The following is a 24667-nucleotide window of genomic DNA, read 5'->3' on the forward strand; positions in this document are numbered from 1 at the left end:
TCCTCGCTTGCATCTTAAAATCCGGCACGTTTCGCATTATGCTTATGAACATCCGGTGCCCTATGCGGTGCAGCGTTTGCGTTTGCGGCCGCCGACCGTGCCGGGACAGGTGGTGAAGCACTGGGAAGTGAAGATCGAAGGCGGCGAGCCGGAAGTCTCTTATATTGACGGTTTTGGCAACAAGACCGATTTGGTGCAGCACCATCGCAATATCAGCGAGATTATCATCACCGCCAGCGGCAGTGTCGAGGTAGAAGACCGCGTCGGCGTGCTCGGTCCGGTGTATGGCTACGCGCCATTGTGGCTGTTTGAGCGTGAAACAGAACTGACCTTGCCGGGTGAGGGCATTCGCGCTCTGGCAGGCGAACTTTCAACCGGGATGGAACGGCTTGCGCTGTTGCACGATCTGATGAACCGCGTCCATGCGAACGTGGCCTATGTGCCTGGCACGACCAGCGTTTTCACCGATGCGGAAACGGCACTCGGCGCGGGCAAGGGGGTCTGTCAGGACCACAGCCATGTCTTCCTGTCGGTCGCGCGGCTTCTCGGCATACCTGCGCGTTATGTCTCCGGCTATCTCATGATGGAGGGCGTGGAAGACCAGACTGCAAGCCATGCCTGGGCGGAAGCGCATATTGACGGGCTTGGTTGGGTCGGGTTCGATGCGGCCAACAATATTTGCCCGAATGACCGCTATGTGCGTCTGGCGACGGGGCTCGACTATCGCGATGCGGCTCCAATTTCGGGGGTTAGGCTCGGTGGAACGGCTGAAAGCCTTGCGGTTCACATCAATGTAGGGCAGTGATCGGACAAGAACGATGATATTGCCTGCCGGATACTGCTGATGACCTATTGCGTTGGAATGAAAACCGATCGTGGCCTTGTGTTCATGTCCGACACCCGGACAAATGCAGGGCTCGATAATATTTCCACTTTTTCCAAGATGCGGAGCTGGTCGAAGCCCGGCGACCGCGTCATCGTCCTGCTTTCGGCTGGCAATCTTGCCACGACCCAATCCGTCGCCAGCCTTCTGGAAGAACGGATGAAGGCACCTGCCGACAGACACCCGTCAGTATTCGATGCTCCGTCCATGTTTCAGGTCGCGCGGCTGATCGGTGACACGGTCAAGGAAGTGATCCAGAACTCAGCAACCGGTGGCCAGAAGGCGGCAGATGCGTTCGGTGCTTCCTTCATTCTGGGTGGACAAATCAAAGGCGGCCAGCCGCGCCTGTTCTATATCTATCCGGAAGGCAATTTCATCGAAAGCTCGGTCGATACGCCGTTCTTCCAGATCGGCGAGAACAAATATGGCAAGCCCATTCTGGTGCGTGCCTACCAGCCGGATATGAGCTTCGAGGAAGCGGTGAAGCTGCTGCTGGTCTCTTTCGATTCCACGCTGAAAGCCAATCTCTCTGTCGGGCTTCCTCTGGACATGCAGATTTACGAAGCCGATAGCCTCAAGACGGGCATGCAGCGGCGCTTCGAAGCAACGGATCCTTATTACCAGACGGTATCCGAAAGCTGGTCCGAAGCGCTGAAATCGGCGCTCGTGCAGTTGCCGCCATTCAGTTTCGACGATCAGAAATAAGAAATAATAACCGTTTAAAAGAGAAGACCGGGCATCGCAGGATGCCCGGTCTTTTTGATTAGTCTTTCGTCACGGTCTGAACGTAGTTGGCGTCTGCAACCATGTTGAAACCGTGCACATTCGCACCGGTCACAGCCGTCTCGATCTGCTGATAGAGGATGGCGAACGGGCTGGTTTCCTGAAACTTCTTCTGAAGATCGTGATACATGGCTTCACGCTTCGCCGTGTCGCGCTCTTCGGCAGCAGCCATGGTTTCAGCCGTCAGTTCCGGAATCTCCCAATGCGCCTGCCAGGCATTGGTGCGCATGGATACGTCTTCACCATTGTTCGGATTGTTGGTGAAGGTCACGGCATTGGTATGCGGATCCCAGTAGTCCGGGCCCCAGATGCCGAGTGCGAGCTGATGCTTGCGCGCACGCACCTTGGTCGTTGTCAGTTTGCCGTCGCCTTGCAGAATTTCCACGTCGATGCCAGCCTTGCGCATGGTCTGCTGAATGTTCTCGGCAATACCGACGCCGGGCTGCGTGTTGCGGACATCGAGTGTCACCTTGAAGCCGTCCTTCAGGCCGGCCTTGGCCAGCAGTTCCTTGGCCTTGTCGACATCATAGGTGAAAGGCTTGTCGTCCACCGCACCGAACATGCCCGCAGGCAGGAAGGATTGATGCGTGCGGCCAATGCCCTTGATGAGCTGGGATTCGATGGTGTTGTAATCGATGAGATACTTGATTGCCTGACGCACTTCCGGCTTGGCCAGTTCAGGCACATTCTGGTTTGCGACCAGATAATAGACGCGCCCCTTCGGCGCTGCGAGAACGTGATACTTGTCGTCCTTGCTGAGCGTTTCCAGATCGCCGGGTTCAAGGTTGCGTGCAATATCGATATCGCCTGCCTGCAAGAGCAGACGCTGTGAGCTGCCTTCTTTCACATGACGATAGATCACGCGCTTCATGGCGGGCTTGACGTCGGCATAATTCTCGTTGCGTTCGAGAAGCAGCACTTCATTGGCACGCCATTGCTTCAAGGCGAACGGGCCGGAACCGGCATAACCGGTTTTCAACCATTCATAGCCGAAGTCGGTATCGTAAGGATAAGCGTCGGTCTTTTCGGCCTTCTGCTCGTGCTCCTTGACCAGCTTGCTGTCTACGATGGACGCAACGCTGGAGGTCAGGCAGTTCAAAACGAAGCTCGGCGCAAACGCTTTTCCAGTCGTGAAGACCAGCGTTTCGTCATCGGGAGCCACGATATTCTGATCGGCATTGTCGCGTGTCAGGCCGAACTGGCTGAGAATGAAAGCCGGGCTTTTGTCGAGCTTGATCGCGCGTTGCAGCGAATAGGCAGCATCTTGCGCCGTCAACGGATTGCCGGAGGCGAATTTCAGGCCCTTGCGAATCTTGAAAGTGATCGAGCGGCCATCATCCGAGAACGTCCAGCTTTCGGCGATCTGCGGGATGATCTTGGTCGGATCCTTGGTGTCCGTCGTCACCAGACGCTCATAGGTGCTGGTGAGCACCTCCGACGTGGTGATTTCGAAAATTTCCGCGGGATCGAGCGAAATGACGTCATCGATACCCATGGCGATGACCAGCGTATCGGCTGGCGTGGCGGCCTGCACCGCTTTCGGCGCTGCCGACAGCAGCAGGCCAAAGGCCAGCGCAGCGGGAATTGTGCTGCGCAAAAGACGCTGCGCAAAGCCAGATTTCAGGCTTGTTCTGGAGGTGGTATCGCCATGGCGACGGTGATTGAAGGACAGGATTCCGGTGGTCATGCAACTTCCCCTTCGGTCATGGCCATCATTTGGGCCGGACCATGCATAGAAAATGCGCCTCATAGTCTGAGAAGCCGGATGTCCGCGACTCGCTCTGGCGCCGCGCCATTAGATTCCTATTTAGGGAAGGTTCACAATATAGACTGCGCTTATCAGGCAATATTGTGCCCGCAAAAAAGAAAAGGCCGGAGAAGATCTCCGGCCCTGTCTCATATTCTCAAATTCGGGATCAGCCGAATACCTTGAAGCGCTCGCCATCATCCATGAAGGCTTTTTCGCCGAAAGGCTGTTCGTTGGAGCCGAACGGCATCTGGGCGCGGAGCTTCCACGACGACGGAATATCCCAGGTCTTGGCGACTTCTGCGTCGATCAGCGGGTTGTAGTGCTGCAGGCTCGCGCCGATACCGGCGTCGGAGAGGGCAGTCCAGACCGAATGCTGAGCCATGCCGCCCGACTGTTCCGACCAGACCGGGAAGTTATCGGCATAAAGCGCGAACTGTTCCTGAAGGCCCTTCACCACGTTCTGGTCTTCAAAGAACAGAACCGTACCAGCACCGGCTGCAAAGCTGTTAAGCTTGGCTTCCGACTGTGCAAATGCGTCGGCAGGAACGATCTTGCGCAGCTCTTCCTTGGCAATGTTCCACAGCTTGTCGCTTTCAGCGCCAAACAGGATGACTGCACGCGAGCTCTGGGAGTTGAACGACGAAGGCGTGTGCTTGACGGCTTCACGGATCAGTTCTGCAACCTGTTCCTTGGCGAGCGGGAGGTTCTTGCCAAGAGCATACTGGGTGCGACGCTTCTTGATGGATGCGAGATGACTATTGTTCATTCGTTCTAATCCTGATGTTGCAGTAGATTGTGAACTTCCTGACACATCTATCGATGCAGAATGTCCAGAAGTTACATTCATGACGTGCCCCAAGATATTGGGGTAAAACCGTTCAACGCCAGCCCGTTTTTCAGCGACACACTGTCAACAAATAGGGATTGTGAAACCGCCATTGTTTCCATTTTGGCCAGAGAATGCGGGTGGGAGCCTGTGCGTTGTGGGGAAATTCCCAACTAAAGCGGGGTTTACATCTTGGGCACGATGTTGGAATCTTATTAAATTAGTGGGATTTTGAAAAGGACGATGGAAGCCCTTCAAAGGGCGAAACCATCGCGAACAGGGATAGGTCACGATAGTTTGAAGTCTTTTGTCATTATCGGCGGTGGCGCGAGCAGCGTCATTCTTGCAGCGCAATTGCTGGAGCGTTCGCTCGACACGACGGTTCGCATTTTCGAACGGTCTGGTCGTATTGGCAGGGGGATCGCCTATTCCACGGAAAACCCCAGTCACCTTCTCAATGTTCGCGCGAACAATATGAGCGCTTTTCCCGGTGATCCGGATCATTTCCTGGACTGGCTGCAAGCCCGGCAAACGGCAGCAAACGCGCCAATCGCCAATGAATGGCAGCCGCAGTCTTTCGCACCACGCAGGCTCTATCGCGATTATCTGAACGAACTTGTGGAAGAATATCGCGCTGGCGACGCAGCGAGGCTGGTTGTCGATCCACGCGAGATTGTCGATGTCGTTCTGGAAGGCGGAAGGCCTACCGTTGTCGCGGATTCAGGCGATATCGTTTCGGCAGAGGCGGTTATTGTCGCGACAGGCAATGAAACAGCAATTGCCGTTTCCGGGGCAAATGTTGCCGAATATTGGTCCAGCAACGGCTATTTCGACATTCCGGCGGAGGCGCCAGTGGCGATCTTCGGGACCGGGCTGTCCATGGTCGACAGCGTGTTATCGTTGCTGGATCGTGGTCATCGGGGACCGATACACGCAATATCGAGGCGCGGATTGGTGCCTGCGCGTCACGCACCTGTGGAGCCTTTTGCGGTCGACACCGACTCTCTGTTTGTCGCTTCTGGCGTTGTTGGTCTGCTGCGTCGCGTTCGTGCGCTCATGCAGGAGGCTGAAGCTGCGGGTTCGAACTGGCGTGTCGTCATGGATGCGCTGCGGCCTCACACACAGCAGATATGGACGCGGCTGCCGGTGGCGCAACGCGAAAGTTTTCTCCGTCATTTGCGTCCTTGGTGGGATACGCACCGTCATCGCATGGCACCCGCTGTCGCTGATCGTATAGATGCGGCGCGCGCTTCCGGACAGCTTGAAATTATCGCAGGGCGCCTGCTTTCCGTACAGGAAAGCGATGAGGATATGACGATCCGCTATCGCGAACGTCATACCGGTTCGTTCCATAAGGTGAAAATCGCGACAATCATCGATTGCCGTGGTGGAAATCCCCGGTTCTCGACAACACGCAATCCAGCATTGCTCGGTTTGATGGAGCATGGGTTGGCAAAACCCGATGCACTTGATCTCGGTCTGGATGTGACCAGGGATTTCCAGTTGATCAATGCGCGCGGCGAGCCTTCCGGTTCATTTTTTGCAATTGGTCCCGTCACAAAGGGTGTTTTTTGGGAATCGACAGCCGTTCCAGATATTCGCGTTCAAGTCGCGAAACTGGTGGATACGCTGCTCGAAGGCTAGAGCTGAAAAAATCTTTCAGGTAGCAATGTGTGCTCATGTCATTCGCCTGCAAGATTTTTGCGGCAAGTTACCCTTCAAGGTAAGGTTGCAGGGGCAGGCTTGCGGTGAACGAAAGAGATTCGCATCGGTTTCTACGGTAAAAAAGTCAGAAAATTGCGATAAGTCTCTGATTTGTCCCATATAAACAATCGAAAGCTATTGCCAATATATTGTCGAGCCGGTCATAATAACGACATCGGAATATATGATTCCTCACAACATCTGGCCGGAGCATTTCAATTGCTGCTTTACTGAGCTGCATTTGCGCCGTGTCAGTTGACAGAACATTTCCTGCAAAAGTGTCTGACGGTTTTGCGCCCGGAAATTAAGACAAATTGGAGCGCATCCCGAAAAGTGTGAACAGCTTTCGGACAAGATGTGTGTGATTATAAAACGTAAGAGCGGATTGGAGGCCTTGGGCGCATGACGATGGACGGCAGAATGCTTTTCCTGCTTGTCCTTCTTCCTTTTATTGGCAGCGTCATCACGGGTCTTTTCAGGGGCGCCGACCGAAGCGGTTCCGCTTGGTTCACGGCAGCCATCGCTCTCGTCGCATTCATTCTCACGGCGAGCCTTTATCCGATCGTTTCGGACGGAAAAGTCCTGCGCGGCACCGTTGAATGGTTGCCCGCCTATGGTCTCAATGTAACGCTGCGCATGGATGGTTTCGCCTGGCTGTTCGCCATGCTGATCACCGGCATTGGCCTTCTGGTCGTGATCTATGCGCGCTATTACATGTCACCGGACGATCCGGTGCCGCGTTTCTTCTCTTTCTTATTGTCGTTCATGGGGTCGATGCTCGGCGTCGTTCTGTCCGGCAATATCATTCTGCTTGCTGTCTTCTGGGAGCTGACGAGTATCTTCTCGTTCCTGCTCATCGGCTATTGGTATCACAATGCCAGTGCGCGCGATGGTGCGCGTATGGCGCTGACAGTCACCGGCATTGGCGGCTTCTGCCTGCTGGCAGGCATGCTGCTGCTCGGCCATATCGTCGGCAGCTATGATCTTGATGCGGTTCTGGCAGCGGGTAACGAGGTTCGTACCCATCCGCTTTACACCGTCGCGCTCGTTCTGATCCTGCTCGCCGCTTTCACCAAAAGCGCGCAGTTTCCGTTCCATTTCTGGCTGCCGAATGCGATGGCGGCGCCGACACCTGTTTCGGCCTATCTCCATTCGGCGACGATGGTGAAGGCCGGGGTGTTTCTGCTTGCCCGCCTGTGGCCGGTGCTGGCCGGAACCGAGGAATGGTTTTGGATATTGGGTTCGGCGGGCCTGATCACGCTTTTGCTGGCAAGTTTCTTTGCTGTGTTCCAGCAGGATCTCAAAGGGCTGCTCGCTTATTCGACGATCAGCAATCTGGGTCTTATTACTGCGCTTTTGAGCCTTGGAAGCCCGCTTGCGGCGGTGGCCGCGATCTTCCACATGGTCAATCATGCCATCTTCAAAGCGTCGCTTTTCATGGCAGCCGGCATCATAGATCATGAAACGGGCACGCGCGATATGCGCCGCCTGAGCGGATTGTTCCGATTAATGCCCTACACGGCGACACTTGCCATGGTGGCGAGCGCGGCCATGGCCGGCGTCCCGCTGCTGAACGGCTTCATTTCCAAGGAAATGTTCTTTGCTGAAGCAGTCGAGACGCATCTTGCATCGTGGCTGGATTCGATCACGCCCTATGTGGCGACGCTTGCCAGTATTTTCACGGTGGCCTATTCGATCCGCTTCATCTACTCGACCTTCTTCGGTCCGCCGCCGCATGATCTGCCCCGCGAGCCGCACGAACCGCCGCACTGGATGCGTCGGCCTATCGAGCTTTTGGTGCTGCTCTGCCTTTTGATCGGTATCGTTCCAGGACTGTCTATCGGCCCGTTCCTCCATTCGGCGGTTCGCTCGGTGCTGGGTGATGCAACGCCGGAATATAGCCTCGCGGTCTGGCATGGTTTCAATCTGCCGCTGATGATGAGTATCGCCGCGATGATTGGTGGCGTGTTGTTGCACTGGTGTCTGAAAAACTATCTGGCCACCAGCGAAGATGGTCCGCCACTCTTCCGCCATCTGCAAGGGCAGCGTATTTTCGAGCGCGTGCTGGTGACGCTGTCGTGGAACTGGGCGCGTAAGGCGGAAAGCTTCCTGAGCACACGCCGCTTGCAGCCGCAACTCCGCATCATCGTTGCTATAGCCGTTGTGGTCGCTGGCTGGCCGCTGATCGAGGGTAGTTTACGCTCTGGCACTTTGGGCGCGCAGCCGGTCGATCCGATTTTCGCAGGCCTCTGGGCGCTTGGTTGCGCCTGCGCCATCGGTGCGGCTTATCAAGCCAAGTATCACCGTCTAGCTGCTCTGATCCTGCTTGGCGGGGCAGGGCTTATCACCTGCATCACCTTCGTCTGGCTGTCTGCACCTGATCTCGCGGTAACCCAGCTTCTGGTGGAAATCGTCACCACGGTTCTGTTGTTGCTCGGCTTGCGCTGGCTGCCGAAGCGTTGGGAAGACCCGGACCCCATTCCCGTGAAGATCGGCCCGCGCATCCGCCGTTATCGCGATCTCTTGCTGGCGGTTGCCAGTGGTGTCGGCGTTTCGATCATTGCCTATGCGATGATGACGCGCCCGTCACCCAACAGCATTGGCGATTATTTCCTGCAGAACGCCTATTCAGGCGGCGGCGGCAAGAATGTCGTGAATGTCATTCTGGTTGATTTTCGCGCTTTCGATACATTTGGTGAAATTGCCGTTCTCGGCATTGTCGGCCTGACGGTTTTTGCGCTGCTGCGTCGTTTCCGTCCCGCGCCGGATTCCACCGGCTCGACTGCACAGCAGAAGATTCAGGACGCCTATGACGAAGCCATGCCGGATCGCAAGGCGGGTGAAACGCTGAATGATTATCTGGCTGTGCCGTCGGTTGTCATGCAATGGCTGTTTCCGGTCATCATCGTTCTGGCCGTGCATCTGTTCCTGCGCGGGCACGATCTGCCGGGCGGCGGTTTTGCGGCTGGTGTAGCGCTGGCGATTGCCTTCATCCTGCAATATCTGGCTGCCGGAACGCGCTGGGTTGAAGACAGGCTGCGCATTCTGCCGCTGCGCTGGATCGGCATCGGCTTGCTGAGCGCTGCGGCAACCGGCTCCGGCGCGTGGCTGTTCGGCTATCCGTTCCTGACCACATTCTTCCAGTATGCAGACATACCCTATGTCGGGAAAATGCCGATGGCGAGCGCCTTGCTATTCGATTTCGGTGTTTTCACGCTGGTCGTGGGTGCAACCGTCATCGTTTTGATCGCATTGGCGCACCAATCGATCCGTAAACATCGCGTCGAGAAACTCGCCGCTGCGACTGCGAAGGAGGAGAACTGATGGAGCTGGTTCTTGCTCTCGCAATCGGTGTGCTGATGGCGTCCGGCGTCTGGCTGGTGCTGCGCCCGCGCACGTTTCAGGTGGCGATCGGCCTGTCGCTGATCTCCTATGCGGTCAATCTGTTTATCTTCTCTATGGGACGGCTGCGTTCCAATGCGCCGCCGGTTCTGGAATCGGGTCTGGACGTGCAGGCCGCTCAATATACCGATCCGGTGCCGCAGGCGCTCGTGCTGACGGCAATCGTTATCGGCTTCGCCATGACGGCGCTCTTCCTTGTCGTGTTGCTCGCTTCGCGCGGTCTGACACGCACCGACCATGTCGACGGCAAGGAGAACTGATGATGGATTGGAAATCACACCTCATCGTTGCTCCGATCCTTCTGCCGCTGGTAACGGCAGCGGTTCTGCTGTTGATCGACGAGCGCAGCCGCAAATTGAAGATGGCGATCAATTCGCTCTCGACACTTGGCCTGATCGGCATTGCCTGCACGCTTGTGGTTATGGCGAGCGAAAAAGCGCCGGAAGCAATCGTTTATCTCATCGGCAACTGGCCTGCACCGTTTGGCATTGTGCTTGTGCTCGACAGACTGGCGGCGATGATGCTGCTTCTGGCAAGCCTGCTCGGCATGGCCGCGCTCAGCTTCGCGCTGGCGCATTGGCACAAGGCAAGTCCGCATTTCCATACGATCTTCCAGCTCTTGCTGATGGGCCTGAACGGCGCATTCCTGACGGGCGATCTGTTCAACCTGTTCGTCTTCTTCGAGGTCATGCTCGCCGCCTCCTATGGTCTGGCGCTGTACGGCTCCGGTCCGGCACGCGTTAAGGCGGGTCTCCATTACATCGCGGTCAATCTGGTTGCGTCGTCGTTGTTCCTGATCGGCGTGAGCCTGATCTACGGTGTCACCGGCACGCTGAATATGGCTGACCTCGCGCAGCGGATCACGCAGGTTGCACCTGAAGACCGTATGCTGCTTGAAGCAGGTGCAGCGGTTCTGGGCGTCGCGTTCCTGATCAAAGCGGGCATGTGGCCGCTCAATTTCTGGCTTGCGCCGACCTATACGGCAGCTGCAGCGCCCGTTGCGGCGATCTTCGCGATCATGAGCAAGGTAGGCATTTATGTGCTGTTGCGCCTGTCGCCGCTGATGTTCGGTATTGGCGCTGGCTCGTCCTACGGTTTCGGCAATGACTGGCTCTATTTCGGCGGCATGATCACGCTCGCCTTCGGTCTGATCGGCGTGGTCGCATCGCAGGCCATGGGCAGGCTCGCCAGCTATAGCATTCTCGTTTCCTCGGGCACGCTGTTGGCTGCCATCGGTAGTGGCAACACCGCCATGGCTGGTGCAGCATTGTTCTATATGGTCAGTTCCACGCTGACGATTGCTGCATTCTTCCTGTTGATCGAACTTGTCGAGCGCGGACAGGATGCCGCCGCCAACGTTCTTGCGGTGACGATGGAAGCCTATGGTGATGACGAGGAAGAGGAAGAGGAGGAAGAGGTTGGTGCAGTCCTGCCTGCTACGCTTGCCATCCTTGGCACATTCTTCGCGATATGCGCCATTTTGCTAATCGGTCTGCCACCGTTTTCGGGCTTCATCGCCAAGTTCCTGATCCTAGCAGCGGTCTTCAACGGTGATGGACCGACGCCGCAACTGGCTATGCCGGTCAGTCCGGCAAGCTGGGCGCTGATCGCGCTGATCCTGCTGTCCGGCCTTTCGGCGCTGATTGCCATGACACGAACCGGCATCCGCACCTTCTGGGCGTCGCTAGAAGGCAATGTGCCGCGTGTTCTGGTGCGCGAAGTGGTGCCGATTGCCGGGCTTTTGGCGCTTTGTCTTGCTCTGACAATCGCAGCTGGTCCCGCCATGCGCTACATGGACGAAACTGCACGTTCGCTGCACCATCCATCCGATTATATCGACAGTGTTCTCAAAGCGCCCAAGATCGAGCATGACGCGACCAAGGCGACAGGTGCGCAAGCGGTGGGGGTAGAATGAGAAAAATCCTGCCATATCCGCTGTTGTTCGTGTCGCTGCTTCTGTTCTGGCTGTTGCTGAACGGCTTTACCCCCGCGCAGCTCATTCTTGGCGTGGTCATCGCGCTGTTCGCCTGCCAGATCATGACGGCGCTTCAACCACAGAAAAATCATATTCGCTCGATCCCGACGATGCTCCGGCTTTTCGTCACGTTCAGCCTCGATATTCTGAGTTCGAACATCACCGTTACGCGCATCATCCTTTCCGGAAGAAAGCGCCGTCCCGGTTTCGTGGTTATCCCGCTGGAGCTGGAAAATCGCACGGCGCTGGCAGTACTCGCCTGTGTGGTGACAGCAACACCCGGCACGGCCTGGGTCGATCATCACAGCGCACGTCGTGAACTGACCATTCACGTACTCGACCTTGAAGAAGCGCAGGTCTGGCGCGATCTGATCAAGCAAAAATATGAGAAGCCGCTGATTGCGATTTTCGGGGCAGCAGACGTTGTCGAGAAGGAGAAATCCGCATGAGTGCCGTTATCATCTTCTGGTCTCTGCTCGCTGCGCAATTGATGCTGATCGCCGCCATGGGATGCGCGGTTTATCGCTTGCTGGTCGGCCCTCGGGCACAGGACCGCGTGCTCGCCACCGACGCCCTTTATCTAAACGCCTTGCTGCTGCTGATCACCTTCGGCATTCGCACTGGCAGCGATATCTATTTCGAGGCTGCGCTGATCATCGCGTTGCTAGGTTTCGTCGCCACCGTCGCGCTCGCCAAATTCCTGATGCGCGGGGAGGTGATCGAATGATCCATGCAGCCGAAATCCCGCTTTGGGCCGCCATACTCATTTCGTTTTTTCTCGTCGCCGGTGCTTTCCTGACGCTTGTCGGATGCATTGGCCTTGTGCGTTTCAAAACCTTTTACGAACGCATTCACGCACCAACCATCGGCTCTTCTTTTGGGGCTGGGGGAATCTTGATCGCGTCGATCATATTTTTCTCCATCTTGCAATCGAAGCCGATTCTGCATGAAGTATTGATTACCGTCTTTGTGGTCATCACAACGCCGGTGACGCTCATGCTGCTCAGCCGCGCCGTGATCCATCGCGACACGACGCAGGACAGCAAGGAGCTGCCTTCATCTTCCGACCCCGATTGAGGCCGGCAGACATCATGCTTGAGGGTGCGGAAGGGGCGTTTTCGGCTTTTCCGCAGTGCAGAACGGGGAAAATCAGCGGCTTCTTCCGGTAAGGGCCGCCATCGTTTTTCGGACGAACGGACTGAGCTTTTTCGGGTTCGCTTAAAGACTCATATCCTCTTGTTCGGTCACGATATTCGCTCTTTCCCGAATCTGAAGCGTATTGCCTGCGGCCTGTTGGGTCCGGAAGGAGCGGCCGATGGCATTTGGAGGAGTGCTGGCGGCTGCGGCCAATTGTCCAGATGCGGCGCATCAATGGTCAGGCGGATTGAAGGTTTTCATCATTTAGATTATCTGGATTTCAGTAATTTCTGAAAATTCAGAAAATACGGGAGAGAGAATTTTGGAATTGTCGCCAATCGTTCAGTCGTTCGTGCTCCACTTTGGGGAGATGGGCAGCCGTTGGGGCATCAACCGCACGGTGGGGCAGATTTATGCGCTGCTCTATTTGTCGCCTCAGCCCATGTGTGCTGACGAGATCGTCGACGCGCTTGGTGTGTCACGCTCGAATGTCTCCATGGGCATACGCGAACTGCAGGGCTGGAACCTCGTGCTTCTGAAGCACATTCCCGGCGACCGTCGCGATTTCTTCACGACGCCGGATGATGTCTGGCAAATTCTGCGCACACTCGCGGAAGAGCGCAAGAAGCGCGAGATTGACCCAACCCTGTCCGTTTTGCGCGAAGTGCTGATGGAAGCACCGCAGGACGACGGTGATCGTTATGCGCAGGAGCGCATGAAAGACATGTACAGCCTGATCGAGCGGCTGACCAACTGGTACGACGACGTCAAGAAGCTCGATACGGACCGTCTGACAAGCCTGCTGGCGCTTGGCGCCAAGGTAACCCGTTTCCTCGAAACCACCGACAGGATCGTGGCTTTGGGACGTGGGCGAACATCGGCCAAGAAGGAGCCTAAGCGAGATTGACATCTGATGTCCCCCAAACGGAGCAGCTGGCGGAGAAGCTGACGCCAGACGACGGAGAGGCGACAGGCGGCAAGCGCCGCTCAAGCCCTTCCAAGCGTCGTTCTGAGCGCCGGTCAGTTCCAGCCATGCTTCGGCGGGGGGCAAATCTTCAGGCACTGGCAGCGCTTCTGTGGCTGCCCCAGGCCGGGCTGATCGCCTATGCGATCGGATGTCTCGCCGATACGGGTTTCGACGACAGAATCTACTATGCGGCGTTCGGCATATTCGTGCTGGGTTGCCTGCGCAGCCTGATCGACGGTGCTGGCGCGGCCAAGGCATTCGACGCTGCTCGCGCCGAACTGACAGCTTTGCGTGAACGGGCTGTCACAGCGCTTTCCAACCGTTCTCCACTCGACACAGCGCGGCCATCGTCAGGCGAGGCTGCAAGCATTCTCGCCGAACAGGCCGAGATGGTCGTGCCCTATTTGTCGCGTTTTGTGCCGGTGCGCATTCGGGTCATGCTGGTGCCGCTGGCGATACTGCTGGCCGTCTTCTGGTTTTCATGGGCAGCGGCACTGGTTTTGCTCGTTGCCGCGCCTTTGATCCCGATTTTCATGGCGCTGATTGGCTGGCGCGCGAAAGCTGCGAGTGAGAAGCAGCTTGTAGCGCTTGGCGGGATGAATGGTTTTCTGCTCGACCGGCTGCGCGGTTTGACCACGATCCGCAGTTTTCACGCTGTGGATGCCACCGCCACGCGGCTGCGTGAAAATGCCGAGACCCTCCGCACGAAGACAATGAAGGTTCTGCGGATTGCATTCCTGTCTTCCGCTGTGCTGGAGCTTTTTGCGGCGCTTGGCGTAGCCATGGTTGCCGTTTATATCGGCTTCCACTTGCTTGGCACATTGCAGTTCGGTGCCTGGGGACACCAGCTGACGCTCGGCGAAGGCTTGTTTATCCTGCTTCTGTCGCCCGCTTTCTTTGAACCACTGCGAGACCTTTCCGCCGTCTGGCATGACCGTGCATCGGGCGAAGCCGCCATTGATGCGCTGGAAAAGCTCAGCCGTCATTTCATGCCGGTTGTAGGCAAGAGCGATATCTCAGCGCGCGAACCGGAACAAACGACCCCTTCCGTTCAACTGCACGATGTTGGTTTTCAATATCCGGCCGGGCCTTCGGTCTTGACTGATTTCAACCTGATGATTGAAGCGGGCGAGCATGTCGCTCTGCTTGCGCCAAGCGGTTATGGCAAGTCCACCATTCTGGCGTTGATCGCCGGGCTGGCAGCGCCGCAAACAGGCGCAATACGTATCGGCAGCACGAGCATGACACCTGAAAATGCGATGGGTTTGCGCCAACGCATGAGCTGGGTTGGGCAAAGGCCGCATATTTTTGCAGGCTCCGCACGTCACAACATTACGCTCGGGCGTGAAGCTGCGGCTAGACCGACTGCCGCTATCATCGATGATATGGCGCTTGCACATGTTACCGGCGTCACCGGGAATGGCGTTATCGGGGAAAGCGGGGCCGGACTTTCGGGTGGTGAGGCCTTGCGGCTTGCATTGGCCCGCATCGCGGTAGACCCCAAGGCCGATATCATTCTTGCCGACGAGCCGACGGCCCATCTCGATAATGAGACCGCCAGGCACATTGCCGACAGTCTGTTGCGGTTGGCCAAGGGCAAGACCCTGATCGTCGCCACCCATGATGAGGGACTGGCGCGCAGGATGGATCGCATCATACGCCTGGATTCTCGTCAGGATACCGATCCCTTGTGGCAGAGGAGGGCAGCCGAATGAACGGTCTGCAAGCGCTCCGTCCAATCCTGCGCCTGTTTTTCAGAACCAAGGGTGCTGCTCTTTATGCTGGCATTGCAGCTGCGACGGTCACTGTTCTGGCTGGTATCGCGTTGCTTGGCCTCTCTGGCTGGTTCATCACGGCGACGGCCATTGCAGGCTTGAGTGTAGCCACCGCTATTGTGTTCGATGTCTTTGCACCAGCAGCCGGTATCCGGTTCCTGGCAATCGTGCGGACGGGCGCGCGTTATCTCGAACGCCTTGTCACCCACGATGCGACGCTCGCCATTCTGGCGGCCTTGCGCGAAAAGCTGTTTCGAAGCTGGGCGAGACCCGCCGCAGCCAATGCACTTTTGAAACGCCCTGCGCGGCTGTTGTTCCGCCTGACCGCAGATATCGATGCACTGGATTCGCTTTATCTGCGTGTCGTCGTGCCGATTGGTGCTGCACTTGCAACTGCGTTGGTGGCAGGTCTTGCGCTGGCACTGATGCACCCTCTGTTCGGGCTTGCTGTTGCCCTTGTGCTTTTGATCGTCGGCTTGAGCCTGCCGCTATTGGCTGCACGGCGTTCGGAAATGCCGATGCGGAGACGCGCCAAGGGCACTGAGGCCCTGCGTGCCCGTACGATCGATCTGGTTGCGGGCCAGACAGAATTGCTCATGGCCGGGCGGATGCAGGCGCAAAATGATGCTCTCATCCGGGCAGATGGTTACGTCGCTGCGGCGGACCGCACGCTCAACCGGGTCGAGATCAGAACCGGCGCGGGCCTCGGTGTGGCACATGCCGGACTTCTGGCTGGCGGCCTGATTGGCGGTGGCTGGCTTGTTCAGGCCGGGACAATCGGGGCGCCGGTCGCTGCATTGGCTATGCTGGTTATTCTGGGGGCCATGGAACCATTCGCGGCGCTGCGGCGCGGCGCGATGGAACTGGGGCGCACCATTCTGGCTGCGCGGCGCGTTGGGCCACAATTGCGCGACGGAGTAGCGACCGCCGGTCTGCCCACGCCACCGGATGGCGTTGCTGTGCGGCTTCGTAGTCTTTCTGTCCGCCATGAAGACGCAGCCGTAAATGCCTTGAAAGCCATCAACCTCACGGTCGAAGCGGGTGAACGTGTTGCCATTGTCGGAACCAGTGGTGCAGGTAAATCGACCTTGTTCAACCTGCTCGCAGGCGAAATCGCGGTGAAGGACGGCAGTGCGGAAGTGATGGCCAGCAGTTTGCTGACACAGCGCACCGAACTCTTTCAGGACAGTCTGCGCGATAATCTGCGACTGGCCAAGCCCGATGCTGATGACGCGAAGCTGATGCAAGCTTTGCACACAGCCGGTCTCGGAGAATTTGTCGAAACATTGCCAGCAGGCCTCGACACGATGCTGGGCGAGGGTGGTTTTGGATTGTCCGGCGGGCAGGCGCGACGTCTTGCATTGGCGCGACTGTTCTTAAGCGATTCTTCATTGTGGCTGCTCGACGAACCGACCGAAGGACTGGATGCTGCGACCGCTGAAGACGTGTTGACGCGGCTGCGGACACAGGCTGGCCAACACACGCTGTTGGTTGCGACACATATCCAGCGCGAAGCGCGGATTTGCGACCGGATCATTGTTTTAAATCAAGGCGCTCTAGTTGAGTCTGTGCGCATGAGTGACCAGCGCTTCGGTGAAATCCTCGAATCCATGAGGTAACCGGGCGGGCAGGGTCCAGATATCGGGGCTTTGCCAACATTAGAGAATGGAAACGACGGGCGGCTTTTCATCCGGTCTTCGTTGGAGCGCATCCCGAAAAGTGTGAAACGGTTTTCGGAAAAGATGCGCGTTAAAAGATAGAATTGGAGCGCCAATCTGATCCAATCGGATCGAAACGCGCTCTAGAACGGACGATGTCATGACGGAGTCCGTCAAGCGAAGGCGCGTCGCGTCTGCCAATTTATGCGGCGTGCAACATTATATCGTTTTGGTCGCATTCTGCGATGCCGGTGAAATCATCGGACCGCGAATGCTCTAGGAGGGCCGGGAATTACCGGCTGAAAAAGATGGAACTCGATATTGTCTCCCTGTCGCGATTGCAGTTTGCAATCACGGCACTTTATCACTTCCTCTTCGTACCTCTGACGTTGGGTCTTTCCGTGCTGCTGGCCATCATGGAAACCGTTTATGTGATGACGGGGCGACTCATCTGGCGACAGATGACGAAATTCTGGGGTACTCTGTTTGGCATCAACTTCGCGATCGGTGTCGCGACGGGTATTGTGATGGAATTCCAGTTCGGTATGAACTGGAGCTATTACAGCCATTATGTGGGCGATATTTTCGGTGCCCCGCTCGCCATTGAGGGCCTGATGGCCTTCTTCCTCGAGGCGACCTTCGTTGGTCTGTTCTTCTTCGGTTGGGACCGTCTTTCCAAGGTCGGCCACTTGATCGCGACCTATGCAGTTGCGGCGGGTTCGAATTTTTCCGCTTTGTGGATTCTTATCGCCAATGGCTGGATGCAGAATCCCGTCGGATCGGCGTTTAACCCTGAAACCATGCGCATGGAAATCACCGATTTCTTCGCGGTTCTGATGAACCCGGTGGCGCAGGCTAAATTCGTGCATACGGTTTCGGCGGGTTACGCAACGGCCTCGGTCTTCGTTCTGGGCGTTTCCGCCTGGTATCTCCTGAAGGGGCGCTCGGTTGAACTCGCCAAGCGTTCGATGACGGTTGCTGCTTCCTTCGGTTTGGCCGCCTCGCTTTCGGTCGTCGTTCTTGGCGATGAAAGCGGCTATCTGGCCAATGAACACCAGAAGATGAAGATCGCCGCTATCGAAGCGATGTGGGAGACGGAACCGGCTCCGGCCCCGTTCACCGCCTTTGGTATTCCGGACCAGCAAGCACGCGAAACCCATTTCGCGGTGCAAATTCCATGGGTCATGGGGTTGATCGGCACACGTTCGCTGACCACGCCGATCCAGGGCATCAACGATCTGGTCGAGAATGCGGAGAACCATATTCGCAACGGTATCGTCGCCTATGATGCCTTGCAGAAAATCCGCGCCACTGGCGATACCAGCACTGTGCCGCAGGATGTGAAGGACGTTTTCGCCGATAACAGCCAATGGCTGGGCTATGCGCTCCTCCTGAAGCGCTATGTGGACGATCCGCGCACGGCTACTGACGAACAGATTGCCAAGGCCGCGAATGACACCGTTCCGGGTGTCCTTCCGCTGTTCTGGGCATTCCGCATCATGGTGGCCATCGGGTTCTTCCTGATCCTGCTTACCGGTACGTTCTTTGTACTGTCGGCACGGCGCAAACTCGATCAGCATCGCTTCCTGCTGAAAGTTGCGGTCTTTGCAATTCCGCTGCCGTGGATTGCCGCAGAAATGGGCTGGATCGTCGCTGAATTCGGACGTCAGCCCTGGATCATCGAGGGTATTCTGCCGACAGCGGTCGGTGTCTCCAATCTCGGTGCATCGACGGTTCTGCTCACCATCATCGGCTTTGTCGCGATCTATACGGTCCTGTTCATCATTGAGATGGGTCTGATGATACGCGCTATCAAAGCCGGACCAGAACCCGACAGCAAACCTGAAGCCATGCTTGCACCTGCCAGCATTGCGCCTGCGGAGTAAGGACCATGATACTCAGCGAATTGTTGGACTATGAAACCCTTCGCATCATCTGGTGGGTACTGCTCGGCGTGCTGCTGATCGGCTTTGCCGCGATGGACGGGTTTGATCTTGGCGTGGACATTCTGATGCCGCTTGTCGGCAAAACGGATGTGGAGCGCCGCGTCATCATCAACACGATCGGCCCGGTCTGGGAAGGCAATCAGGTTTGGCTGGTTTTGGGCGGCGGCGCAATTTTCGCCGCCTGGCCACCGCTTTATGCCGTGTCCTTCTCCGGCTTCTATCTGGCGATGTTCGTCATCCTCTTTGCCCTCATTCTGCGCCCGGTCGGTTTCAAATACCGCTCGAAGCGTGAGTGCAGGGCTTGGCGTCAGGGGTGGGACATTGCCCTGTTCATCGGCGGTTTTGTACCCGCACTGATTTTTGGTGTTGCCGTCGGTAACGTGTTGCAGGGCGTGCCCTTCCGTTTGGCCGATGATCTCCAGATCTTCTATGAAGGTACGTTCTTCGGCCTGCTCAACCCGTTTGCTCTCATTTGCGGCGTGTTGTCGGTGACCATGCTTTCGATGCATGGCGCCTCCTGGCTGGTGCTGAAAACATCGGGAGAGATACAGCAGAGAGCACGCCGTTATGGCAGCATTGCTGCACTTCTCACGCTCGTTCTTTATGCCCTGGCCGGCGTTGCCAGCTGGTTCTGGGTGTCGGGTTACCGGATTACGAGCGCTGTCGTCACCGACGGGCCATCCAATCCGCTGCGCAAGACTGTGGAACTGGATCATAGCGCATGGTTCAGCAATTATGTGAACTATCCGATCCTGCTGATCGCTCCGGCGCTCGGCATTCTGGGCGCGATTGCAGTGTTCCTGACATTGCGTGGCGGTCGTGAAGTCGCTCCGCTTCTGCTGGGCAAGCTTACGATCTTTGGCATCATCTCGTCGGTCGGCGTCTCGATGTTCCCCTTCATTCTGCCGTCTTCGCTCGATCCCCGGGCAAGCCTGACAGTTTGGGACTCGTCTTCCAGCCATATGACGCTGTTCATCATGCTGGTCGTGACCCTGATCTTCCTGCCGATCATCGTTGCCTACACCTCCTGGGTCTACAAAGTGCTGTGGGGCAAGGTGGAAAAGGAAATGATCGAGGACGAGAGCAACCACGCTTATTGATCTGGCTGCGGGCGGCGTTGTCCGTCCGCGCCTTTCAATCCAAGAAAGGAAAGCAATATGTGGTATTTTTCCTGGCTTCTGGGCCTGCCGCTCGCCGCAGCTTTCGCTGTGCTCAATGCCATGTGGTACGAGCTGATGGATGACCGTGCGCGCAAGCGCATCGCAGCCGATCCGACTTTGGATATGGCACACCAAGGCACGAAACATCATTAAAAGCATTTCCAGCAAAAGTGCGAAGCGGTTTTGCGTGGGATAATGCGTAGAACAAAGGCAAAACGGCCCGGAAACGGGCCGTTTTCTTTATGGGTTCATTCGGGCTTTAAGCGGATGGTATCGAGAGTTCCGCCACGAAATCATAAGCATCTCCGCGATACAGCGATTTGGTGAATTCCACTGCCCGGCCTGATGCGAGATAGGAAATGCGCTCGATAGACAATCCTGCATCGCCAGCCTTGACGCCGAGTATCCGTGCATCGGGATCCTTGATGTTGCAGGCGGATATGCGCTGCACCGCACGAACCGGGCGAAAGCCTGTCCGTCCGAGTTCGGCATAGAGCGAGCCCTGTACGGCATTGGGGTCTGGCAAAACTTCGCTCGACAAGGTGGCGCGTTCGATAGCCAAGGGCAGATCACTTGCCATACGCAAACGGCCAAGCCGGGCGACACGGGTTTCTGAAGAAACGCCAAGCTTCATCATTTCCTCGGGCGAGGGATAATAGAGACCGCGCTCCAGCCATTTTGATTGGGTGGCAATGCCGCGCCGCGCCATGTCTTCGGTGAAAGACGTCAGCATGGAAAGCGATTGCTGCACGCGCTCACTGGGGCGAACGACAAAAGTGCCGGAACCATGACGGCGCACCAGAAGTCCCGATTTGACGAGATCATCCACCGCCTTACGTACAGTCACGCGGCTGATATTGGCATATTCAGCAATGTCGCGTTCAGGTGGCAGGGCTTCACCGTCGGCCAGATGTCCGGCGCGAATCGCGGCTTCCAGCGACTGGCGCAACTGCATGTAGAGCGGTCCCGCGCCTGAAGAGGGGGCGGTGCCCTGAAGATTTTTGGGTAGGAAAGCGCTGAAATTGCCGCTCATGCACGCGCCTCATCCATCTTGTGGCCATAGCGCTTGAGTGCGAGCTGCAAGGCTCCAGTCAAAGCGTCGGCTGCCGGTTGGACAATGAGCTTCTGATGGTTCGCGGGGAGCCACTCCACATAAAGCGGCGCCATGCCGCCCAACAGACTGATCCGCTCCGCACCCTGAGCGACCAGCATATCCAGTGTTTCGCTGACATAGCCTGCGGAACGTTCAAGAAGCATGCGTGCCGTCTCGTCGCCATTGGCAGCATACTGGAAAATACGCGGGGCATATTTGCCGAAATCGCCGGGCTTCGCTGTCCACGCAAACTCAACCAGATTGTCGGGATTGTTGCTGAACTCATCGAGCACGTCTGTTGTCAGGCGGCTGCGGGGATGAATGCCGTCATGCACCAGCAGGCATTCCTGCAACAGGCTTTGTCCAAGCCGCGCGCCGCTGCCCAGATCGCTGAGCGGAAAGCCCCAGCCGCCAACCGAATGAATTCGCTCCTGCTGGCGGACGATATAGGCCGTGCCAGTGCCGAGAATGGCGACGATGCCGTCCTGATCGCCAAGCGCACCTTGCAATGCGATGAGGCCGTCGAACTCGACATTGGCATGGGCAAAGGGGAGGCCGCGTTCAATCGGCAGTCCCGCACCTGCGACATTGCCGCCAGCAAGGCCGAGGACCGCATGGCTTTCGCCGTAATGGCTCTGGTCCAGCCCGGCATCGGCAAAGGCATTGTCGATGGCTGCGCGTACATTGACGAGCGAAGTCTGCGGGTCGGTGACAATATTGGCCGATCCGCTGCGTCCCGTTCCGAGAATCGCACCGTTGCCATCTGCCACCACAGCGCGACATCCGGTGCCGCCGCCATCCACGCCAATGAAAAACTCTGCCATGAAGATACCTCCAACTTGAAGATACCAAAAAAATACCATTAACCAAGCAGATTCAGCGAAGCCGAGACAAATTGATTAATGTGTTGATAAAATAAGGTAAATTATCTTGCTTCCAATTTTTATGCGAGAATTTCGTAAACTTCGCTGGACAATTGGTACGTTTTTGGCATTAAATTCAACCAAAGGGGAGCGCAATGCCGCCAGGGGTCGCCAAAGGTTGTTGACAGGCGAGGGCCGCGCGGAAATGGGATGGAGCAAAGACCGGCAGAGCCGGCATTTATCCCGTACCGTGATGAGCCATCGTCATCAACGTGGTGTATCGCAATGGACAGGCGTATCTCGCCTCTTTTGTGCGTCTGCGTTCAAAAAACGGGAGAAGGTCAAATGGTTCGCAATACCTTGAAATTCATGCTGCTGGGTTCGACGCTGCTGGCGTCGGGTTCTGCCGCATTGGCTCAGGACGTCACGCTGACGGTTGAAAGCTGGCGTAACGACGATCTGCAGATCTGGCAGGAAAAGATCATTCCAGCCTTTGAAGCCAAGAATCCGGGCATCAAGATCAATTTCGCGCCAAGCGCGCCGACGGAATATAACGCCGCTCTCAATGCCAAGCTGGATGCTGGTTCGGGCGGCGATCTTATTTCGTGCCGTCCGTTCGACACCTCGCTGGAGCTGTTCAACAAGGGCAAACTTGCCGATCTCACCGACCTCGAAGGCATGAAGAACTTCTCCGACGTCGCCAAGTCCGCATGGACCACCGACGACGGCAAGAAGGCTTTCTGCGTGCCGATGGCTTCGGTTATTCACGGCTTCATCTATAATCAGGAAGCCTTTGACAAGCTTGGCTTGAAGGCCCCGGCGACCGAAGCCGAGTTCTTCGCGATGCTCGACAAGATCAAGGCCGACGGCACCTATATCCCGATGGCGATGGGCACCAAGGATATGTGGGAAGCCGCAACCATGGGCTACCAGAATATCGGCCCAACCTATTGGAAGGGTGAAGAAGGCCGCAAGGCGCTCATCGCTGGCCAGCAGAAGCTGACCGACGAGCCGTGGGTTGAGCCGTTCAAGGTTCTTGCCAAGTGGAAGGATTATCTGGGCGACGGTTTCGAAGCACAGACCTATCCGGACAGCCAGAACCTCTTCACGCTGGGCCGCGCTGCGATCTATCCGGCTGGTTCGTGGGAAATCGGCCTGTTCAACACGCAGGCGCAGTTCAAGATGGGCGCATTCCCGCCGCCAGTGAAGAATGCCGGCGACAGCTGCTACATCTCGGATCACAACGATATCGGTCTTGGCCTCAACGCTTCGAGCAAGAATGCCGAGCAGGCCAAGGTGTTCCTTAACTGGGTCGCTTCGCCGGAATTTGCGGAAATCTACGCCAATGCGCTGCCAGGCTTCTTCAGCCTGAATTCGACGGCTGTGAAGATGTCCGATCCGCTGGCGCAGGAATTCGTATCCTGGCGCGAAAAGTGCAAGCCGACCATCCGCTCGACCTACCAGATCCTGTCGCGTGGCACGCCAAACCTGGAAAACGAAACCTGGGTACAGTCTGCTAATGTCATCAACGGCACCGTAACGCCGGAAGATGCCGCCAAGAAGCTGCAGGAAGGCCTGGACAGCTGGTACAAACCAGCCAAGTAAAGCGATAGTGCACGGGCGGCTTTGCGACAGAGCAGGGCCGCCCGTGTGCATTTTCGATGCCGAACAGACCTACCGGATAGTCTTGCGGGCAGTTTTTCTTTCGCGCAATGCGCGATCCGTGTCAGTCTCACGGCGATGGAAAGTTCGTAAGAACCGCATAAGCCGAAGAACAGCGAGTGTTGATGAGCCAGTCTGCCGACCTGCCAATCATTGAGCAAAAACGCCCGAGGCGGTGGCACATTCTTGTGTTTCTGCTGCCTTGTGTGCTGGTTTATACTGCCGTCATGGTGCTGCCGCTGATCGAAACATTGCGGCAAGCGTTTTTCAATGTCGTTGATGGCCAGCGCGTCTTTGTTGGCTTCGCCAATTTCCAGACGCTGTTCGGCGACGTAAACTGGTCGCGCGATTTCTGGAATGCTTTGAAAAACAACGTCATATTCTTCTGCATTCACATGCTGGTTCAAAACCCGATCGGCATTTTGCTCGCGGCCATGCTGTCGCTGCCGAGACTGCGTTTTGCCGCCTTCTACCGCACCGCGATCTTTCTGCCGACGCTTCTGTCCTTCGTGATTGTCGGCTTTATCTGGAAGCTGATCCTGTCGCCGATCTGGGGCGTTGCACCATGGATGATGGATCTGGTGGGCATGAAATGGGCCTTTGGACCGTGGCTCGGCAAGGCCGAAACCGCACTTGTGACGGTGTCGCTTGTCTCTGTCTGGCAGTTTGTCGGCATTCCGATGATGCTGATCTATGCAGCGCTGCTCAACATTCCCGATGAAATTATCGAAGCTGCCGAATGCGATGGCATTACCGGCTGGAGCCAGTTCTGGAAGATCAAGCTGCCGCTTATCCTGCCGTCAATTGGCCTGATCTCGGTCATGACCTTCGTTGCCAATTTTAACGCGTTCGACCTTGTATATTCGATGCAGGGCGCACTCGCGGGACCAGACAAGGCGACCGATATTCTGGGCACGTTCCTGTACCGCACCTTCTTCGGCTTCCAGCTTCAGCTTGGCAATCCGTCCATGGGCGCCACTATCGCGGCCGTGATGTTCCTCATCATCCTCGCCGGTGTGTCGCTCTATCTGTTCGGCATCCAGCGTCGCATGCGCCGCTATCAGTTCTGAGGAGCGAGAAATC

At 56.8% G+C, this 24667-nt stretch carries 21 protein-coding genes; 17 read left to right on the forward strand and 4 right to left on the reverse strand.

From position 1 onward, the window contains the following. Window positions 1-7: 7 nt before the first annotated feature. Together FGI60_RS21600 and FGI60_RS21605 are read left to right on the forward strand one after the other, a co-directional pair. Window positions 8-805, forward strand: a complete 798-nt coding sequence (locus FGI60_RS21600) for a transglutaminase family protein (RefSeq protein ID WP_138786924.1) — start codon at window positions 8-10, stop codon at window positions 803-805. A 39-nt stretch (window positions 806-844) separates the two neighbouring features. Beyond that, window positions 845-1588, forward strand: a complete 744-nt coding sequence (locus FGI60_RS21605) for a proteasome-type protease (protein WP_138786925.1) — start codon at window positions 845-847, stop codon at window positions 1586-1588. Window positions 1589-1646: 58 nt separating this feature from the next. On the opposite strand, the gene FGI60_RS21610 is transcribed toward FGI60_RS21605, so the two are convergent. Together FGI60_RS21610 and FGI60_RS21615 are read right to left on the reverse strand one after the other, a co-directional pair. Then, entirely contained in the window at window positions 1647-3353 is a 1707-nt protein-coding gene (locus FGI60_RS21610) for an ABC transporter substrate-binding protein (protein ID WP_235889891.1), read from the reverse strand. Between the two features lie 229 nt (window positions 3354-3582). Continuing rightward, a complete protein-coding gene (locus tag FGI60_RS21615; RefSeq protein ID WP_138786926.1) occupies window positions 3583-4182 on the reverse strand; it encodes a nitroreductase family protein in 600 nt (199 codons plus the stop codon). A gap of 357 nt (window positions 4183-4539) precedes the next feature. On the opposite strand from FGI60_RS21615, the gene FGI60_RS21620 reads away from it, so the two are divergent. From FGI60_RS21620 to cydX, 13 genes are all read left to right on the forward strand, one after another. After that, the gene (locus FGI60_RS21620) at window positions 4540-5886 is read left to right on the forward strand and encodes an FAD/NAD(P)-binding protein (RefSeq protein ID WP_138786927.1); all 1347 of its coding nucleotides are present in this window, start codon (window positions 4540-4542) and stop codon (window positions 5884-5886) included. A gap of 462 nt (window positions 5887-6348) precedes the next feature. Beyond that, window positions 6349-9270: a monovalent cation/H+ antiporter subunit A gene (locus tag FGI60_RS21625; RefSeq protein ID WP_138786928.1), complete on the forward strand. Its 2922-nt coding sequence runs from the start codon at window positions 6349-6351 to the stop codon at window positions 9268-9270. Further along, a complete protein-coding gene (locus FGI60_RS21630) occupies window positions 9270-9608 on the forward strand; it encodes a Na+/H+ antiporter subunit C (protein ID WP_138786929.1) in 339 nt (112 codons plus the stop codon). The genes FGI60_RS21625 and FGI60_RS21630 overlap by 1 nt, the downstream gene beginning before the upstream one ends. A gap of 2 nt (window positions 9609-9610) precedes the next feature. Next, window positions 9611-11263 (forward strand): monovalent cation/H+ antiporter subunit D, encoded by a 1653-nt coding sequence (locus FGI60_RS21635; RefSeq protein ID WP_138786969.1) that lies wholly within the window; start codon window positions 9611-9613, stop codon window positions 11261-11263. Beyond that, window positions 11260-11772 carry a Na+/H+ antiporter subunit E gene (locus FGI60_RS21640; protein ID WP_138786930.1) on the forward strand — a complete coding sequence of 171 codons (513 nt, stop codon included), beginning with the start codon at window positions 11260-11262 and terminating at the stop codon, window positions 11770-11772. Before FGI60_RS21635 ends, FGI60_RS21640 begins: the two co-directional genes overlap by 4 nt. Further along, window positions 11769-12050, forward strand: coding sequence for a K+/H+ antiporter subunit F (locus FGI60_RS21645; protein WP_138786931.1), 282 nt, complete (start codon window positions 11769-11771; stop codon window positions 12048-12050). The genes FGI60_RS21640 and FGI60_RS21645 overlap by 4 nt, the downstream gene beginning before the upstream one ends. After that, the gene (mnhG, locus tag FGI60_RS21650) at window positions 12047-12400 is read left to right on the forward strand and encodes a monovalent cation/H(+) antiporter subunit G (protein WP_078337010.1); all 354 of its coding nucleotides are present in this window, start codon (window positions 12047-12049) and stop codon (window positions 12398-12400) included. Before FGI60_RS21645 ends, mnhG begins: the two co-directional genes overlap by 4 nt. A 382-nt stretch (window positions 12401-12782) precedes the next feature. Then, entirely contained in the window at window positions 12783-13367 is a 585-nt protein-coding gene (locus tag FGI60_RS21655; RefSeq protein ID WP_171058827.1) for a GbsR/MarR family transcriptional regulator, read from the forward strand. Beyond that, window positions 13364-15142 (forward strand): thiol reductant ABC exporter subunit CydD, encoded by a 1779-nt coding sequence (cydD, locus tag FGI60_RS21660; RefSeq protein WP_374843893.1) that lies wholly within the window; start codon window positions 13364-13366, stop codon window positions 15140-15142. The genes FGI60_RS21655 and cydD overlap by 4 nt, the downstream gene beginning before the upstream one ends. After that, the gene (gene cydC / locus FGI60_RS21665; protein WP_138786932.1) at window positions 15139-16821 is read left to right on the forward strand and encodes a thiol reductant ABC exporter subunit CydC; all 1683 of its coding nucleotides are present in this window, start codon (window positions 15139-15141) and stop codon (window positions 16819-16821) included. Before cydD ends, cydC begins: the two co-directional genes overlap by 4 nt. Window positions 16822-17105: 284 nt before the next feature. Further along, complete coding sequence (locus tag FGI60_RS21670) at window positions 17106-18746, forward strand: cytochrome ubiquinol oxidase subunit I (protein ID WP_328592675.1); 1641 nt, start codon at window positions 17106-17108, stop codon at window positions 18744-18746. A 5-nt stretch (window positions 18747-18751) separates the two neighbouring features. Then, a complete protein-coding gene (gene cydB, locus FGI60_RS21675; RefSeq protein WP_138786934.1) occupies window positions 18752-19906 on the forward strand; it encodes a cytochrome d ubiquinol oxidase subunit II in 1155 nt (384 codons plus the stop codon). 57 nt (window positions 19907-19963) lie between these two features. Beyond that, window positions 19964-20119 (forward strand): cytochrome bd-I oxidase subunit CydX, encoded by a 156-nt coding sequence (gene cydX, locus FGI60_RS21680; protein WP_138786935.1) that lies wholly within the window; start codon window positions 19964-19966, stop codon window positions 20117-20119. A 106-nt stretch (window positions 20120-20225) separates the two neighbouring features. On the opposite strand, the gene FGI60_RS21685 is transcribed toward cydX, so the two are convergent. Further along, window positions 20226-20999: a GntR family transcriptional regulator gene (locus FGI60_RS21685; RefSeq protein ID WP_113533455.1), complete on the reverse strand. Its 774-nt coding sequence runs from the start codon at window positions 20997-20999 to the stop codon at window positions 20226-20228. Beyond that, on the reverse strand, window positions 20996-21883 hold the full coding sequence (locus tag FGI60_RS21690; protein WP_138786936.1) for an N-acetylglucosamine kinase: 888 nt from the start codon (window positions 21881-21883) through the stop codon (window positions 20996-20998). Before FGI60_RS21690 ends, FGI60_RS21685 begins: the two co-directional genes overlap by 4 nt. 384 nt (window positions 21884-22267) lie before the next feature. Here FGI60_RS21690 and FGI60_RS21695 point away from each other — a divergent pair, with 384 nt between their 5' ends. Beyond that, the gene (locus tag FGI60_RS21695; protein ID WP_138786937.1) at window positions 22268-23527 is read left to right on the forward strand and encodes an ABC transporter substrate-binding protein; all 1260 of its coding nucleotides are present in this window, start codon (window positions 22268-22270) and stop codon (window positions 23525-23527) included. A 182-nt stretch (window positions 23528-23709) separates the two neighbouring features. Further along, window positions 23710-24654 carry a carbohydrate ABC transporter permease gene (locus tag FGI60_RS21700; RefSeq protein ID WP_138786938.1) on the forward strand — a complete coding sequence of 315 codons (945 nt, stop codon included), beginning with the start codon at window positions 23710-23712 and terminating at the stop codon, window positions 24652-24654. The last annotated feature ends 13 nt before the right edge of the window (window positions 24655-24667 follow it).

The sequence above is a fragment of the Brucella haematophila genome (assembly GCF_005938105.1).
GTDB classification, from domain to species: domain Bacteria; phylum Pseudomonadota; class Alphaproteobacteria; order Rhizobiales; family Rhizobiaceae; genus Brucella; species Brucella haematophila.

Bases quoted from the DNA above. Each gene is read 5' to 3' on its own strand.
- FGI60_RS21640 (WP_138786930.1), top strand. From the start codon at position 11,260: ATGAGAAAAATCCTGCCATATCCGCTGTTGTTCGTGTCGCTGCTTCTG.
- FGI60_RS21700 (WP_138786938.1), top strand. From the start codon at position 23,710: ATGAGCCAGTCTGCCGACCTGCCAATCATTGAGCAAAAACGCCCGAGG.
- FGI60_RS21685 (WP_113533455.1), bottom strand. From the start codon at position 20,999: ATGAGCGGCAATTTCAGCGCTTTCCTACCCAAAAATCTTCAGGGCACC.
- FGI60_RS21670 (WP_328592675.1), top strand. From the start codon at position 17,106: ATGCCGGTGAAATCATCGGACCGCGAATGCTCTAGGAGGGCCGGGAAT.
- cydC (WP_138786932.1), top strand. From the start codon at position 15,139: ATGAACGGTCTGCAAGCGCTCCGTCCAATCCTGCGCCTGTTTTTCAGA.
- FGI60_RS21645 (WP_138786931.1), top strand. From the start codon at position 11,769: ATGAGTGCCGTTATCATCTTCTGGTCTCTGCTCGCTGCGCAATTGATG.
- FGI60_RS21695 (WP_138786937.1), top strand. From the start codon at position 22,268: ATGGTTCGCAATACCTTGAAATTCATGCTGCTGGGTTCGACGCTGCTG.
- FGI60_RS21690 (WP_138786936.1), bottom strand. From the start codon at position 21,883: ATGGCAGAGTTTTTCATTGGCGTGGATGGCGGCGGCACCGGATGTCGC.
- cydB (WP_138786934.1), top strand. From the start codon at position 18,752: ATGATACTCAGCGAATTGTTGGACTATGAAACCCTTCGCATCATCTGG.
- mnhG (WP_078337010.1), top strand. From the start codon at position 12,047: ATGATCCATGCAGCCGAAATCCCGCTTTGGGCCGCCATACTCATTTCG.
- cydX (WP_138786935.1), top strand. From the start codon at position 19,964: ATGTGGTATTTTTCCTGGCTTCTGGGCCTGCCGCTCGCCGCAGCTTTC.
- FGI60_RS21605 (WP_138786925.1), top strand. From the start codon at position 845: ATGACCTATTGCGTTGGAATGAAAACCGATCGTGGCCTTGTGTTCATG.
- FGI60_RS21610 (WP_235889891.1), bottom strand. From the start codon at position 3,353: ATGACCACCGGAATCCTGTCCTTCAATCACCGTCGCCATGGCGATACC.
- FGI60_RS21630 (WP_138786929.1), top strand. From the start codon at position 9,270: ATGGAGCTGGTTCTTGCTCTCGCAATCGGTGTGCTGATGGCGTCCGGC.
- FGI60_RS21615 (WP_138786926.1), bottom strand. From the start codon at position 4,182: ATGAACAATAGTCATCTCGCATCCATCAAGAAGCGTCGCACCCAGTAT.
- FGI60_RS21635 (WP_138786969.1), top strand. From the start codon at position 9,611: ATGGATTGGAAATCACACCTCATCGTTGCTCCGATCCTTCTGCCGCTG.
- FGI60_RS21625 (WP_138786928.1), top strand. From the start codon at position 6,349: ATGACGATGGACGGCAGAATGCTTTTCCTGCTTGTCCTTCTTCCTTTT.